Annotated in this window: 10 protein-coding genes and 2 pseudogenes; 3 read left to right on the top strand and 9 right to left on the bottom strand. The window is 62.0% G+C overall.

What is annotated here, in order from left to right; all coding sequences use genetic code 11:
* The first annotated feature begins 126 nt into the window (after positions 1–126).
* From ilvC to phaeop14_RS02895, 3 genes are all read left to right on the top strand, one after another.
* Positions 127–1149 (top strand): ketol-acid reductoisomerase, encoded by a 1023-nt coding sequence (gene ilvC, locus phaeop14_RS02905; protein WP_096790211.1) that lies wholly within the window; start codon positions 127–129, stop codon positions 1147–1149.
* Positions 1150–1389: 240 nt separating this feature from the next.
* A complete protein-coding gene (locus tag phaeop14_RS02900) occupies positions 1390–2316 on the top strand; it encodes a DMT family transporter (RefSeq protein ID WP_040172198.1) in 927 nt (308 codons plus the stop codon).
* A 73-nt stretch (positions 2317–2389) separates the two neighbouring features.
* Positions 2390–3298 carry a DMT family transporter gene (locus tag phaeop14_RS02895; RefSeq protein WP_096788706.1) on the top strand — a complete coding sequence of 303 codons (909 nt, stop codon included), beginning with the start codon at positions 2390–2392 and terminating at the stop codon, positions 3296–3298.
* An 83-nt stretch (positions 3299–3381) separates the two neighbouring features.
* Here the strand turns inward: phaeop14_RS02895 and glmM are convergent, their stop codons facing one another.
* The 9 genes and pseudogenes from glmM to phaeop14_RS02855 all read right to left on the bottom strand — a co-directional run bounded on the left by glmM (position 3382) and on the right by phaeop14_RS02855 (position 14218).
* Positions 3382–4728, bottom strand: coding sequence for a phosphoglucosamine mutase (gene glmM / locus phaeop14_RS02890; RefSeq protein WP_096788705.1), 1347 nt, complete (start codon positions 4726–4728; stop codon positions 3382–3384).
* A 22-nt stretch (positions 4729–4750) separates the two neighbouring features.
* On the bottom strand, positions 4751–5746 hold the full coding sequence (folP, locus tag phaeop14_RS02885; RefSeq protein ID WP_096788704.1) for a dihydropteroate synthase: 996 nt from the start codon (positions 5744–5746) through the stop codon (positions 4751–4753).
* Positions 5743–6663, bottom strand: coding sequence for a dihydroneopterin aldolase (locus phaeop14_RS02880; protein ID WP_040181954.1), 921 nt, complete (start codon positions 6661–6663; stop codon positions 5743–5745). The genes folP and phaeop14_RS02880 overlap by 4 nt, the downstream gene beginning before the upstream one ends.
* Before the next feature lie 149 nt (positions 6664–6812).
* On the bottom strand, positions 6813–7496 hold the full coding sequence (locus tag phaeop14_RS02875; RefSeq protein ID WP_040172181.1) for a cell wall hydrolase: 684 nt from the start codon (positions 7494–7496) through the stop codon (positions 6813–6815).
* Between the two features lie 135 nt (positions 7497–7631).
* Positions 7632–10211: a putative PEP-binding protein gene (locus tag phaeop14_RS02870; protein WP_096790210.1), complete on the bottom strand. Its 2580-nt coding sequence runs from the start codon at positions 10209–10211 to the stop codon at positions 7632–7634.
* A gap of 202 nt (positions 10212–10413) precedes the next feature.
* A pseudogene (locus phaeop14_RS20050) lies at positions 10414–10938 on the bottom strand (DALR anticodon-binding domain-containing protein); the annotation flags it as partial.
* Positions 10912–12597, bottom strand: a pseudogene (gene glyS, locus phaeop14_RS02865) (glycine--tRNA ligase subunit beta); the annotation flags it as partial. The pseudogenes phaeop14_RS20050 and glyS, both read right to left, overlap by 27 nt.
* A gap of 124 nt (positions 12598–12721) precedes the next feature.
* Positions 12722–13255 (bottom strand): DUF6446 family protein, encoded by a 534-nt coding sequence (locus phaeop14_RS02860; protein ID WP_040172174.1) that lies wholly within the window; start codon positions 13253–13255, stop codon positions 12722–12724.
* Positions 13256–13288: 33 nt separating this feature from the next.
* Positions 13289–14218, bottom strand: coding sequence for a glycine--tRNA ligase subunit alpha (locus phaeop14_RS02855; RefSeq protein WP_096788702.1), 930 nt, complete (start codon positions 14216–14218; stop codon positions 13289–13291).
* Positions 14219–14338 lie beyond the last annotated feature (120 nt).

Here is a 14338-nt window from a genome sequence, read left to right as displayed (position 1 = left end):
TATGATATGTCACTCTTTGGCGAATAGCTATTGCACATTTTGAGTTATTTTCACTCGCATCAGGGCTACCTCGCCTGCCAACACGCCTTATGATGCCCTCAAACACGAAACAAAAGGACGATGATCATGCGTGTATACTATGACCGCGACTGCGACGTTAACCTGATCAAAGACAAGAAAGTGGCCATTCTGGGCTACGGCTCCCAAGGTCACGCCCACGCGCTGAACCTGCGCGACAGCGGTGCAAAAAACCTCGTCGTTGCTCTGCGCGAAGGCTCCCCCTCCGCCAAGAAAGCCGAAGGCGAAGGCCTGCAGGTCATGGGTATCGCCGAAGCGGCAGCTTGGTGTGACGTGATCATGTTCACCATGCCCGACGAACTGCAGGCAGAGACCTACAAGAAATACGTCCACGACAACATCAAGCCGGGTGCGGCCATCGCATTCGCCCACGGCCTGAACGTCCACTTCGGCCTGATTGAGCCGAAAGAAGGCGTCGACGTCATCATGATGGCCCCCAAAGGCCCCGGCCACACCGTGCGTGGCGAATACACCAAAGGCGGCGGCGTGCCCTGCCTCGTGGCTGTTGACACCGACGCCACCGGCAAGGCGCTGGAAATCGGTCTGTCCTACTGCTCCGCCATCGGCGGTGGCCGCTCCGGCGTCATCGAAACCAATTTCCGTGAAGAATGCGAAACCGACCTCTTCGGTGAGCAGGCCGTTCTCTGCGGCGGCCTGGTTGAGCTGATCCGCTGCGGTTTCGAGACACTGGTCGAAGCCGGCTATGCCCCGGAAATGGCCTATTTCGAGTGCCTGCACGAAGTGAAGCTGATCGTTGACCTGATCTATGAAGGCGGCATCGCCAACATGGACTACTCGATCTCCAACACTGCCGAGTACGGCCAGTACGTCACCGGTCCGCGCATCCTGAAGTATGACGAAACCAAAGCCCGCATGAAAGCGGTTCTGGACGACATCCAGCAGGGTAAATTCGTGCGCGACTTCATGCTGGAAAACCAGGTTGGTCAGCCCACCCTGAAAGCCTCCCGCCGTGCCAATGACGAGCACCTGATCGAAGAGACCGGCGCCAAGCTGCGCGGCATGATGCCCTGGATCTCGGCCGGCAAGATGGTCGACAAAGAAAAGAACTAAGGCGCCCGCGGAACCCTCCGCAGCCTTTTCCTCTGCTGGGCGCTCCGATTTGGGGCGCCCTTTTTATTCAGAAAATCATTTTCCAATCCTGCCGCCCGGCCGATAGGCCCGGCAGCGCCCGACCCTCCCCACGGGAGGGCGCTTCGCCCCTCCCAGGGTCAGGCGCCGCCCTCCCCGACTTGTCAGCAGCAGCGCAGTTTTCCGGCAAACCGGCAAGCTGCCAGTGATTGAGGTTTTGTGATGAGCGACTCCCCCGGCACTACCAATTGGGCCAAGCTTCTGTTTCTTGGCGTGATCTGGGGCGCCTCCTTCATGGCGGTGTCGCTGGCACTGCGCGGCTTCCCGCCCATGACCATCGCCGCGCTCAGAATCCTGATCGGCGCGCTGTGTCTGCTCGCTGTCATCAGGGCCATGGGCATCGCCCTGCCCTCGCTGCGCACGTCTGATGGCCGGATTATCTGGGCCTGCGCTTTCGGCATGGGGTTCTTCAGCAACGCCCTACCCTTCACCCTGCTCAGCTGGGGGCAAACTTACGTGGCCAGCGGCTTTGCCGGGGTGTGCATGGCTGTGGTGCCATTGTTTGTGCTGCCGCTGGCGCATCTTCTGGTGCCCGGCGAATATATGACCCTGCGTCGTACCATCAGCTTCCTGATCGGCTTTGCCGGCGTGGTGGTGCTGATTGGCCTTGATGCCTTTCGCTCTGCTGGCACAGATTTTGAATCCCTTGCCCGGCTGGCCTGCCTCGGCGCGTCGCTGTGCTACGCCATCGGCTCGATCATCACCCGGCTCTGTCCGCAGGTGAACATGCTGTCCCTCTCCGCTGCGGCTCTCCTGTGCGGTGCTGCAATGATGACCCCCGCCGCGCTCTGGGCCGAAGGTGTGCCAGAGCTGCCCGCCATGCAGCCGCTCGCCGCCGTGATCTACCTCGGCCTGCTGCCCACCGCCCTTGCTCAGGTGCTGCTGGTTCAGGTCGCCCGCAGCGCAGGTCCGGCCTTCCTCTCAACTGTGAACTACCAGGTGCCGGTCTGGTCGGTGATCTTCGGCGCGGCCCTCTTGGGTGAAACCCTACCGCCGCAACTCTTTGCCGCCTTGGCGCTGATCCTCGGAGGTCTTCTTCTCAGCCGCAACCGCCGTGCGCGCGGCCTGCCCGTGAAACCACTTCGATAGATAACAAAGCAATTGCCATTGACCCCACCTGCCCGGCGGGGTCTTGTCGCGCGGTGAACCGGCGGAGGACCCCATGCCCAACATCGCACCGCGCTATTGGCTGATGATCGCCGTCCTCGGCTTTGTCTGGGGCGGGACATTCCTGCTGATCAAGCTTGCGCTGGAAGGCACAACCCCATTTTGGCTGGCCGCCAGCCGTATCTGTTTTGCCGCCCTGTTGCTGACCGCGATCTGGGGTGTGCGCGGCTTCAAACTGTTCAAATCCGAAGCAAACTGGCCCTCGCTGACCCTCATCGGCATCCTCAGCACCGCCTTGCCCTTCATGCTCATCTCATGGGGGCAACAGCATGTCTCCTCTGGCTTCACTGGCGTCAGCATGGCCGCCATTCCGCTGATGGTGCTGCCGCTGGCGCATGTCTTCATCCCGGGTGAGCAAATGACCCTGCGCCGCGTGATCGGGTTTGCCATCGGCTTTGCCGGGGTGGCGGTCCTGCTGGGCAGTACTGCGTTTGAAAGCAGCGGCGCAGCACTTGAAGGCTATGGTCGCGCCGCCTGTCTTACGGCGGCCGCCTGCTACTCGGTCAGCTCCATCCTGACACGTCGGCTGCCGCCGGTGGATCCATTGGGGCTGGCGGCCATCCTGCTGCTCATCGGGTCCGCGCTCATTATCCCCGTCGCCTGGCTGGCTGAGGGGCCGCCGGTGATCCCTGACACCCGCACGCTGTTTATCGCAGCAGTCCTCGGCCTGATCCCAACCGCCGCCGCAAACCTCTTGCGCGTGATCGTGGTCCGCGAGGCGGGACCCACCTTCATGACACTGACGAATTATCAGGTGCCCGTCTGGGCCGTGGTGCTGGGCGCAGTCTTTCTGGGCGAAGAGTTGCCGCCCGCGATGCTGATCGCGCTGCTGCTGATCCTCAGCGGCCTGTGCATCAGCCAGTTTGGCGCCCTGACACGGCTATTCGGGCGCACAGGAAAATAGTCCACGAAATAGAAAACGCCCGCCAGCTGACATGTCAGCTGGCGGGCCATTCCTGTGTTTCATATCGCAATCCAGAGACCGCTTTAGGTCGCGACCGCTGCCTCAACCGCAGCAACCACACTATCCACCGTTGCCGTCAGCGTCTCGGCATCTTCGCACTCAGCCATGACCCTAACCAGCGGTTCAGTGCCTGATTTACGGATCAACAGACGCCCCTGTCCGGCCAGTGTTTCCTCTGCAACCTTGATCGCCGCCTGGACCTGATCGCTCTCCAGTGGCGTCTGGCCGGCAGCAAAGCGGACGTTTTTCAACAGCTGCGGCACCGGTGTAAATTGCTGCGCAAGCTGAGAGGCCGGTTTATCAGCGCGCACCATCTCCGCCAGGAAATGCAGCCCGGCCATCAACCCGTCACCGGTGGTGGCATAATCCGTCATCACGATATGGCCGGATTGCTCACCGCCAAGGTTGAACCCGCCCTCACGCATCCGCTCCACCACATAGCGGTCGCCGACTGCCGTGCGCTGAAGGTCGATGCCCCGCGCCGCAAGATGTCGCTCCAGCCCAAGGTTCGACATGACGGTCGACACCAGCGCATTCCCCGCCAGCACACCGTCCTCAGCCCAGCGTGTTGCCAACAGCGCCATCAACTGATCGCCGTCGGCCACCTTGCCGGTCTCATCGATCAGGATCACCCGGTCCGCATCACCATCCAGACAGATGCCAACATGGGCACCATGGGCCACTACGGTCTCCGCCGCCGTGCCCGGATGGGTCGATCCGCAATCGCGGTTGATATTGGTGCCATCCGGTGAAACCCCCACCGGGATCACCTCCGCGCCTAGCTCCCACAGGATCTCTGGCGCGGCCCGGTGCGCCGCCCCATTGGCGCAATCAATCACGACCTTCAGCCCATCAAGACGGATATCACGCGGCAGGGAGCTCTTGACCCTCTCACCATACCGAAACCGCGCATCATCAATCCGTTTGGCGCGCCCGATGTTCTGTGCCTGCGCAGGCTCAACACCCGCTTCAATCAGGGCTTCCAGCTCCATCTCGACGGTGTCGGACAGTTTGAACCCATCGGGGCCGAAAAACTTGATGCCATTGTCCGCCGCCGGATTGTGGCTGGCAGAAATCATCACGCCCAGATCAGCCCGCATCGACCGTGTCATCAGGCCAACGGCCGGGGTCGGCACCGGGCCAAGCAACAGCACATTCATCCCGGTCGAGGTCAGCCCTGCCGTCAACGCGCTTTCGAACATATAACCGGACAGGCGGGTATCCTTGCCAATCACGACCCGGTGCACACCGGAGGCATCGCGCCGGAAATACCGGCCCACGGCAGCGCCGATGCGCAGCGCCATATCTGCAGTCATCGGGTGGATATTGGCAGTGCCGCGCACGCCATCAGTGCCAAAGAATTTGCGCATATCAGCCCTTTCGGTCGGGGTCTTATCGGACGGCCTGCCACAGGCGAACCGCCTGCGCCGTCTCAGCAACATCATGCACCCGCAGGAATTGCACGCCTTGGGCCAGGGCTGCAAGCCCTACCGCGATGGAGCCAGGCGCACGGGCGGCGGCATCCGGCTCATGACCCAGTTTACCGATGAACCCCTTGCGAGAGACGCCCAGCAGGATCGGGCAGCCAAGGCTGTGAAACAGACTAAGGTTCCGCAACAGGGTCAGATTGTGCTCCAGCGTTTTGCCAAAGCCGATGCCGGGATCGATCACGATCTGCTCACGTACAACGCCGATATCCTCCAGCCGGTCAATCTGCGCCTTGAGGAAATCGTAAACGTCGAGCAACACGTTATCATAGGCGGGACTGTCCTGCATCGTCGCGGGATCGCCCTGCGCATGCATGATACAGGCGGGCACCCCGGCCTGCGCCGTCAATGGCGCCAGCGCCGGATCAAAGGTAAAGCCGGACACATCATTGGTGAGGCTCGCGCCAGCCTCCAGCGCCTCTGCCAGCACCACGGCCTTGCGGGTATCGATGGAAATCGGAACCTGCGACCCGGCACGGATCGCGGCAATCACCGGCGCGGTGCGGCGGATTTCCTCCTCCTCAGGCACCAGCTCGGCGCCGGGGCGGGTGGATTCGCCGCCAACATCGATAATACTGGCCCCATTCGCCACCATCTGAAGCGCAGCCGCGCAGGCCGTGCCGACCTCATCATGCTGGCCGCCGTCGGAAAAACTGTCTGGCGTTACATTCAGAATGCCCATGATCTGTGGCTGGGTCATATCCAGCCCGGCAATCGTCGCCCGCCGTGCCGTCAGCCGATGCCGCACATCCTCGGGCAGCAGACCCGCAGGCATCAGCCGTGGCGGTGCGCCGCGGTCCAGCACTTCGACTTGGGTAAACCAAAGAGCGCCACTGATCAGCGACAATGCTCCCTCGGGGCGGTTTTCCCCGTGCTGAACCAGCGGTCGGTAATAACTCACAGTTGGGTCTGCTCCACATCCACAGCGCGCAGTGGCACCCCCGGATTGTCAGGCAGTGCAGCGCCAATCACGATCATTTCGCCAGCCTCGAATGTGGCGGCGAACCACGCAGCCAACGCCACCGCTTCCGAAGGCGCAGCCGAAGGGCCATCTACCGCATCCAAAACGATTTTTGACGGTGCCCAGACGCAAATCTGCCCGTTTTTCATGGCCCAGTCCAGCTCTGTCCGCGTGGAAACCACAACGCAGCGGTCATCCTTTGCGGCCAGACGCCAGGCGTTCTGTTCAATGGCCAGCAGATCAATCCGCCGCTGGGTCCATTTGTGACCCGTTTGCGGTGTTGCCAGCTCATGCGCGCCGACACAGAGGATCAGCGGACGCTGGCGGCACTGCATCTGGTCAATCCAACCACTCAACCCGTCGCTGTCGATGGCGCTGTTGGACAGATACATCAGCCGTGGGTGCGGGCGCTCTTCGCTGTCCACCTCGCTGGCAACCTGATCGCGCGCGCGCACAATCTCGACGCCCAGCGCGCCGGGGCCGCGATCCAGCTTTTCGATCCGCACAAAGGCGCGCACCGCCTGCGGTTCCAGAAGGATCCGCTCCGCAACCCGCTCCGCCAGGGTCTCCAGCAGGTTCAACCGCTCTTCCGACAATTCATGCGCGATCGCCTCAGTCACACGATCATAGGACAGGATGCGGTCGACATCATCGTCCAGATCCGCAGGCAGCGGCGCAATTTCGACAACCACGTTGAAGCAGATCCGCTGGGTCGTGCCGCGCTCCGCCTGAAAGGCGCCGATCTCGACCTCTACCGTATGATCTCGAAGCGAAATCCGGTCCAACGGTCCACGCGAAGCCGTGGCCTCCGACCGTTCCGAAGGGTGCGCAAATGCGAGACGAATTTCTGACGACATGACGAACGGGCCCCTGAACTGGCTATCTGGCGGTGAGGTTCCAGCATAAACATGCGGCGCCCGCATAACAGGCCTTCATGCGCCATACCAGTGGCCGAAAGCGGCGCTGCCGAGGTTTCCACCTCGGCAGTCAAGCCGCAAAACACGCCTTAGTTGTTCAGCGCGGTCCGGAACCGGTCATCCCGGTAGAACAGATGAACGCCGATCCGCGCGGTCTTGGTGAAGCTTTTGCTCCAGCGCGGGCGCACAGCCGTGGTGTGATAATAGGTGGCGCCATCGGTGATCCCGGTGGTTGCCCCGTCCATTACCAGACGCGCCACTTTTGAGACCCGCTCAAACGCCGTCTTTTCGCGGATCACTTCCTTGTGGCCATCACAGGTGTAGGTAAACTGGCACTGGTATTTGCGACCTGTGCCCTGATTGATCACCGCGCAGAGACTATTGGGAAACTGCGAGGATTTGACTCGGTTCATGATCACTTCGGCAACGGCAAACTGCCCTTTCACAGTCTCGCCCCGCGCCTCAAAATAGAGCGCCTCAGCAAGACAGGCGAAATTATCGCCCCCTTTGGCGGCAGGAATGGTGTCCAACCAGGCCTTGGTGAATTTAACTTCGGTCGGCTTGGCCTTTTTGCCAGAGCGGTTGAAGTTGAAAAAATTGTTCAAACGCCCTGTTGGCACGGCGTTCAGGGTGGATTGCTCACGTTTGAACAGCGCGTCCAAACCGGAATCCGCATATACATCTTTGGCTGCTGCCAAGGCGGCAGCAAACACGGCAGCTACTGTCAGAATCTTCATCAGGGTATCCCCACTAGAAAGGTCGCGCACGGCCATCCCAACGTCACGCGATCGCACCTCCTAGTGGAAATCCCTGCAAACGTCCAGCGACGGGACAGCGCACCCCGCTGACCGCTGGGTAGGCGTCAATCCGCCCGCATATCCTGCGGCTGAGAAAGCCCCTTGTTTTCCTTAGGATTTTAAGGATTCGCGTGGAGATTTTCCGGTTTGGCTGGAAATCGCCAATTGCGCTGCAGCAAGCCGCGCCACAGGCACCCGGAACGGGGAACAGGAGACGTAATCGAACCCTGCTTCGCGGCAAAACGCAATCGATTCGGGGTTGCCGCCATGCTCCCCACAGATCGACAGCGTGATATCCGGGTTTTCCGCCCGCCCCCGCTGCACCCCCAGTTTCAGCAGCTCGCCCACACCATCGGTGTCCAGCACGTGAAACGGATCCTCAGGGAAGACCCCCTGATTGACATAGGCCGACATGAACCGCCCGGCGTCATCGCGCGACATGCCGTAGGTCATCTGTGTCAGATCGTTGGTTCCGAAGCTCAAAAACGCGGTATGCGGTGAAATTTCACCGGCCCGCAGCGCCGCCCGTGGGGTCTCCACCATCACGCCAAGACGATAGGTAAAATCCTCACCCCGTTCGGCCTTCACTGCCAACGCCACCGCATCAATGCGCGCCTTCACCAGCTCAACCTCGCGCTTGGCAGAAACCAGCGGGATCATGATCTCCGGCACCACCGGATCACCTTCCTTGGAGGCATCAAGCGTTGCCTCAAAGATGGCGCGCGCCTGCATGTCGTAAATCTCCGGCACCGTCACCCCCAGCCGTACGCCGCGCAGGCCCAACATGGGGTTGTATTCTTCCATCTCTTCAACCCGCCGGGTCACATCGCTCACCGGGATGCCCAGCGCCTCAGACAGTTCACGCTGCCCGGATTTGGAGGTCGGCAGGAATTCATGCAAGGGCGGATCAAACAGCCGGATACAGACCGGCAACCCTTCCATGATGCGAAACAGCGCAAAGAAATCCTCCCGCTGCATCGGCAACAGCCGCGCCAGCACCGCCGCGCGGCCCTCCGAGGTCTCGGCAAAGATCATCTCGCGCATCACCGTCAACCGACCGGGATCAAAGAACATATGCTCAGTGCGGCACAGGCCGATCCCCTGCGCATTGAACTTGCGCGCGGTTTCGGCATCTTCCGGCGTATCCGCATTGGCGCGGATGCCAATGTCGCGCACCTCATCTGCCCAGGTCAGCAATGTCTGGAACGCCCCATCTTCCGCCGCCTCCAGCATCTCTGGCTGCCCGGCCAGAACCTCGCCGCTGCTGCCATCAATCGTGATGGTATCGCCACGCGTCAATACACGCCCGTCCGTCGCAACCAACTGTTTGCGTTTGCTGTGAAATTTGAGGTTGGAGGCACCCACGATACAGGGCAGCCCCAGCCCCCGGCCAATCACCGCCGCATGGCTGGTGATGCCGCCCCGTTCCGTCAGCACCCCAATCGCGGCATGCATGCCGCGCACATCCTCGGGGGAGGTTTCGCGCCGCACCAGAATGCACGGCTCGCCCCGCGCCGCACTGGCCTGCGCCTCCGCCGCCGTAAACACCAGCCGCCCGGTGGCCGCACCGGGGCTAGCGGCAATGCCATGGCCAATCACGTCACGAGTCGCATCCGGAGCCACCTGCCGGTGCAGCAGCTCGGTCAAAATATGGGCATCCACCCGCATGATCGCTTCCGCACGCGGGATGATACCATCCTCCGCCAGCGCCACCGCGATCCGCACCGCCGCCTGCGCCGACCGGGTGACGCGCACCCCGTCAAGGATATGCACCGCGCCGCTGACGACCACAAATTCCACCTGCATTTCCTCACGCAGGCGCTGCCGCATCAGCCGCGCATGGGATTTAAGATCAGCAAAGGCTTCCGGCGCAGAGTCCTCCAGCGAGGGCCCGCGCGGATCCCGCTCCAGAAACAGCGCCTCGGCCCCAGCCCCCAGCGCATCGCGCCCTTGGCTCTGGCTCAGGTAGCGCCCGGTGATCTGCGGCTGGCCGGTCTTGGTATTGACCAGCTGCAACACGCCCGAGCCGCATTCGCCCTGACCAAACCCCGGCACCATTTCCTGCACCACCAGCCCCAGCCCCGCATCCGCAGGCGCGCCCTTGGCCTGTCGCAACAACCGCGCCGAGGTGCCCTCCCAGGCCCGCGCCATGGAGCGCAGCACCGCCGCCAGTTGCTCCGCCGGGTCCTGCGGAAACGGCTCATCGGTCTCCGCCTCATAGGCATGCAGCACCTCGCTCAACGCATCCGGCCCGCCGTCCTCGACATCGTCAAACACATCCGGATCCAGCCGCGCCACATGCACCGCATAAGACTGCACAAACCGCAGATAGAGCGCCGCCGCGCCGTCACGCCCCAGACTGTCACAGAGATCGACATAGCGCGCGTCATTCATGCCAATGTTCAGGATCGCGCCGGGTCCGCCCCAATCCGGGTCCTGTGACGAGGGCCGCACACAAAGCAGCGCATCCGCTGGAAACGCCTCAACAATCGCCGCCATATCGGGCATATCGCCCTGGGCAATGCCATGCACCGCCTGAAACGACAACGCCACGGTCCGCGGCACCGGAAGATCCAGCCGCACCAGGCGCTGCAGGCATTTCGCCCGCCCGCCATGGGTGGAATTGGCAATAGGCGCCACCGGGGTGATCAACACCGAATCCGGTGCCTCATTCTGTGGCGTCTGGGCCATGTCCTGATCATCTTTCTGCACTGCGGCGCCTTTCCTTTGCCATGCAGCATAGCCGCGTCCCCCGTTCCCGCAAGGAAAAGCACGGCCGCCACGCAGCAACCCCACGAAAAAGCAGAAAACCCGGCGCGCCCCTCAGGTCGCGCCGGGTTTTAAGACTGTCATTCATGCGACGGGTGCAGCCGCGCGGCCTGTTGCGGCGCCTTTAACCTTCGATGCGGCTGAGGTCGGCAACCTGCCCGCAGACTTTGCGGATCTGGCTGAGGAGGTTCAGACGATTGCGGCGCACCACCTCATTGTCCGAATTCACTTGCACCGCCTCAAAAAACGCATCCACCGGTGCGCGCAGCGCCGCCATGCTGCCCATGGCAGCCGCGAAATCTTCGGCTTCGATGGCCGAAGAGATCGCCCCCTCGCTGGTCGCCAGCGCATCAAACAGGGCAATCTCGCTGTCGTCCTCGGCGAATTTCTTATCCGCACCATAGGAATATTCGACGCCATCCTTCTCCTCGGCCTGCGCCAGAATATTGTTGGCCCGCTTGAAGCCCTGCAACAGGTTGGGGCCATCCTCGGAGGCCATGAAATCCTCCAGCGCCCGCGCCCGTTTCACCAGCAGCGTCAGATCGTCATTGCCCTCCATCGCGATACAGGCGTCGATCACATCATGGCGGATACCCTGATCGCGCAGGAAGACCTTCAGGCGGTCGTGGAAGAAGGAAAGGAGGTCGGAAACAATAGAAAATGCTCTTTTAAACGACGTGTCTGCCAACTTGTCGACAGCCTCTGGATCAAGAGGTTGTGCGGATTTCTTCGCGGCATCAATTGCGTCTTTGCTCCCTACTTTTAGCGCGGCATTAGCAAGCTCCTCAAGGGCATTTGTCCGGGCGCTTCCTGTCTGAGAACCGTCACGGCGTGCAAATGACTGCAGAGCTGGACCGTAAAGCCCCATCCGCACATCATTCTCCAGCACCAGCCGGATCACCCCCAGCGCGGCGCGGCGCAGGGCGAACGGGTCTTTTGACCCGGTCGGCTTTTCATCAATCGCCCAGAACCCAGTCAGCGTGTCCAGCTTGTCCGCCAATGCAACCGCAACAGACACCGGCTCTGTCGGCACATCATCAGACGGGCCAAGCGGCGAATAATGCGCCTCACAGGCATTGGCCACCTCTTGCGGCAGGCCAGCCGCCTCTGCGTAATAGCGGCCCATCAGGCCCTGCAGCTCCGGGAATTCATAGACCATTTCCGAGCTGAGATCCGCCTTCGCCACCCGCGCCGCCTGCTCTGCCAGATCGGCATCCGCGCCAACCACCGGCGCGATCTCCCGCGCCAGTGCAGCGATGCGGTCAATCCGCGCCGCCTGTGTGCCCAGTTTGTTGTGGAAGGTGACATTGCCCAGCTTCGCAACCCAAGGCTCAAACCCGTGTTCGGTCACCGTGCGCAGATCGTTCTCCCAGAAGAACTTCGCATCGGCCAGACGCGCCGACAGCACCTTTTGATTGCCCGCCAGAATGGTTGCGCCATTGTCTGCGGTCTCGCGGTTGGCAACGGTGATGAATTTCTCGATCCGCCCGGTCTTGGGATTGCGCACGGAGAAGAACTTCTGGTGCTCTTTCATCGAGGTCTGCAGGACCTCCGGCGGCAGGGCCAGAAATTCATCGTCAATGGCGCCCATCAGCACCACCGGCCATTCCACCAGACCAGCGACCTCCGCCAGTAGCCCCTTGTCCTCGACCACCTCCAGACCGCTGGCAAAGGCCTGATTGGTGGCCTCCTGCCAGATCGCCGCTTCCCGCTCCGCCGGATCCAGCACCACATGGGCGCGCTTCAGCTTGGCAGCATAGTCATCAAACCCGGTGACGGTGATCTGATCGGGCGCCATGAAACGGTGGCCGTAGGTGGTGTTTCCCGATGCAATGCCGTCGATATCCAGCGGCACCACCTCAGCGCCGTCTTCCTTCGACAGAATGCAGAGGATCGACTGCAGCGGGCGCACCCAGCGTAAAGTTCCGGTGCCCCAGCGCATCGATTTGGACCAGGGGAAATTGCGGATGGTGTCTTCCAGCACCTCGGCAATGATCTCTGCCGCCGGGCGGCCCGGCTTTTCGATCAGCGCGAAATAGACCGCACCCTTGGGGGTGTCGCGCTCCTCCAGCTGGTCACGGGTCAGACCCGCCCCGCGCAGGAAACCTTCGATGGCTTTGTCCGGTGCGCCCACTTTCGGCCCTTTGCGCTCTTCGCGCACGGTTGGGGAATGCTCCAGCAGACCTTCCATGGCCAGCGTCAGACGACGCGGCGTCGACAGCGCATGAGCGCCGGCATAGGTCAGACCCGCCTCAACCAGACCATCGGTCATACGCTTTTTCAGATCCTCCGCCGCACGCGCCTGCATACGGGCCGGGATTTCCTCGGAAAACAGTTCAATCAGAAGATCAGGCATCAGATGTCCTTACGGATGGCCGCGCATCCGGGCGCAGCAATAAGAAGAGAAAGGGCAGACAGGGCGCAGGTGGTCATCAGTTCCCCTCGCCAGCCTCGGGCCGGGGCGGGCATTCCTCACCCACAACGGTGCCGTCATAGGCTTTCTGGCCGCAGTCATTCAGCTCGTGCCAGACATAGCCGCGCCCGGCGTCGGTCACCGCCACGATCCGGTCCACGCCGTAGGAGATGTTCTTGACCGACAGGAAGCTCTCGGCGCGCCCCTCTGCCAGAGCTGCACCAATGGCTTCGGCATCGAAGCAGTCAAACCAACCCGGCGCATTGCGCGGCTCTTTTTGATCCGACAGCACAAACAGCTGCGCCAGCTCTTCGGGCTTCAGATCGGTGGCAAAACAGGCGCGGTAACGAATGGGAGAGCTTTCGGCGTCAATCGCCTCAAACCCGCTGTAACGGATCGGCAACGGCTCTCCATCGCCAAGCGGCATCAACATCACATCGCGGCCCGGCTGCAGCGCGACGTCCTCGTAGAACCCATAGACCTGAAGGTAATACATCGCCGCCCCGGCCACGAGACCAGAGAGGATCAGGATCAGCGAAAGGAACTTGCCCATATCCGTGGACTCCTCGTGAAAGCGCGGCGCGGCTTACGCCGCGTGGCCGCCGGCTTCGGTCTGCACAAAGGCGTCGGCGCATTGTTTGGCCAGCGCCCGCACCCGACCGATATAGGCCTGACGTTCGGTCACCGAAATCACCCCGCGCGCATCCAGCAGGTTGAAGACATGGCTGGCCTTGATGCATTGGTCATACGCGGGATGCGCCATGACGATGCGTTTGCCGGTCTTGGGGTCGATATGCTCCTGCGCCAGTATGGCGGCGCATTCGGCTTCGGCCTCCTCAAAATGGCGCAGCAGGACTTCGGTGTTGGCCACGTCAAAGTTCCAGCGCGCATATTCTTCCTCGGTCTGCTTGAACACATCGCCATAGGACAGCGGGATCATCGCATCCGGGTCGTTGAACGGCATGTCCATCACGTGATCAACGCCGAGGATATACATCGCCAGACGTTCCAGACCATAGGTCAGCTCACCCGATACAGGATGGCAGTCGTGGCCGCCAACCTGCTGGAAATACGTGAACTGCGAAACTTCCATACCGTCGCACCAGACTTCCCAGCCCAGACCCCAGGCGCCCAGCGTCGGGCTTTCCCAGTCGTCCTCGACAAAACGGATGTCGTGCATGTCCATATCGACACCGATCGCTTCCAGCGAGCCGAGATACAGCTCCTGCAGGTTCGGCGGCGACGGTTTGATCAGCACCTGATACTGGTAATAGTGCTGCAACCGGTTGGGGTTTTCACCATAGCGCCCGTCCGTCGGGCGGCGCGAGGGCTGCACATAGGCCGCGGCCCAGGCCTTGGTGCCAAGCGCGCGCAGCGTTGTCGCCGGGTGAAAGGTACCGGCACCCACCTCCATGTCGTAGGGCTGCAGAATGGCGCAGCCTTTGGAAGCCCAGTAGGTCTGAAGCCTCAGGATGATCTCTTGGAATGAGCGCGGCGCGCCTTTGGTGTCGGTCATGTTTCTTCCCTATGGGGGCAGCAAATCCGGGGTTCTTCCTATGCAAGCCCCGGCCTAGGGTCAACGGCGCATCGCGGCACAGGCCCGTGCAACCGCCCCGAAGCGCCCCCACTGGCCCGC

The sequence above is a fragment of the Phaeobacter piscinae genome (assembly GCF_002407245.1).
Taxonomy (GTDB): Bacteria; Pseudomonadota; Alphaproteobacteria; order Rhodobacterales; family Rhodobacteraceae; genus Phaeobacter; species Phaeobacter piscinae.
The sequence above is the reverse complement of the archived record's forward strand: the minus strand, read 5'-3'. Positions and strand labels throughout refer to the sequence as shown.

What these genes read in the sequence shown, in the direction of transcription:
- ilvC (WP_096790211.1), top strand. Translation starts at nt 127, where the DNA reads ATGCGTGTATACTATGACCGCGACTGCGACGTTAACCTGATCAAAGAC.
- phaeop14_RS02880 (WP_040181954.1), bottom strand. Translation starts at nt 6,663, where the DNA reads ATGTCGTCAGAAATTCGTCTCGCATTTGCGCACCCTTCGGAACGGTCG.
- phaeop14_RS02870 (WP_096790210.1), bottom strand. Translation starts at nt 10,211, where the DNA reads ATGGCCCAGACGCCACAGAATGAGGCACCGGATTCGGTGTTGATCACC.
- phaeop14_RS02875 (WP_040172181.1), bottom strand. Translation starts at nt 7,496, where the DNA reads ATGGCCGTGCGCGACCTTTCTAGTGGGGATACCCTGATGAAGATTCTG.
- phaeop14_RS02855 (WP_096788702.1), bottom strand. Translation starts at nt 14,218, where the DNA reads ATGACCGACACCAAAGGCGCGCCGCGCTCATTCCAAGAGATCATCCTG.
- glmM (WP_096788705.1), bottom strand. Translation starts at nt 4,728, where the DNA reads ATGCGCAAATTCTTTGGCACTGATGGCGTGCGCGGCACTGCCAATATC.
- phaeop14_RS02895 (WP_096788706.1), top strand. Translation starts at nt 2,390, where the DNA reads ATGCCCAACATCGCACCGCGCTATTGGCTGATGATCGCCGTCCTCGGC.
- phaeop14_RS02900 (WP_040172198.1), top strand. Translation starts at nt 1,390, where the DNA reads ATGAGCGACTCCCCCGGCACTACCAATTGGGCCAAGCTTCTGTTTCTT.
- phaeop14_RS02860 (WP_040172174.1), bottom strand. Translation starts at nt 13,255, where the DNA reads ATGGGCAAGTTCCTTTCGCTGATCCTGATCCTCTCTGGTCTCGTGGCC.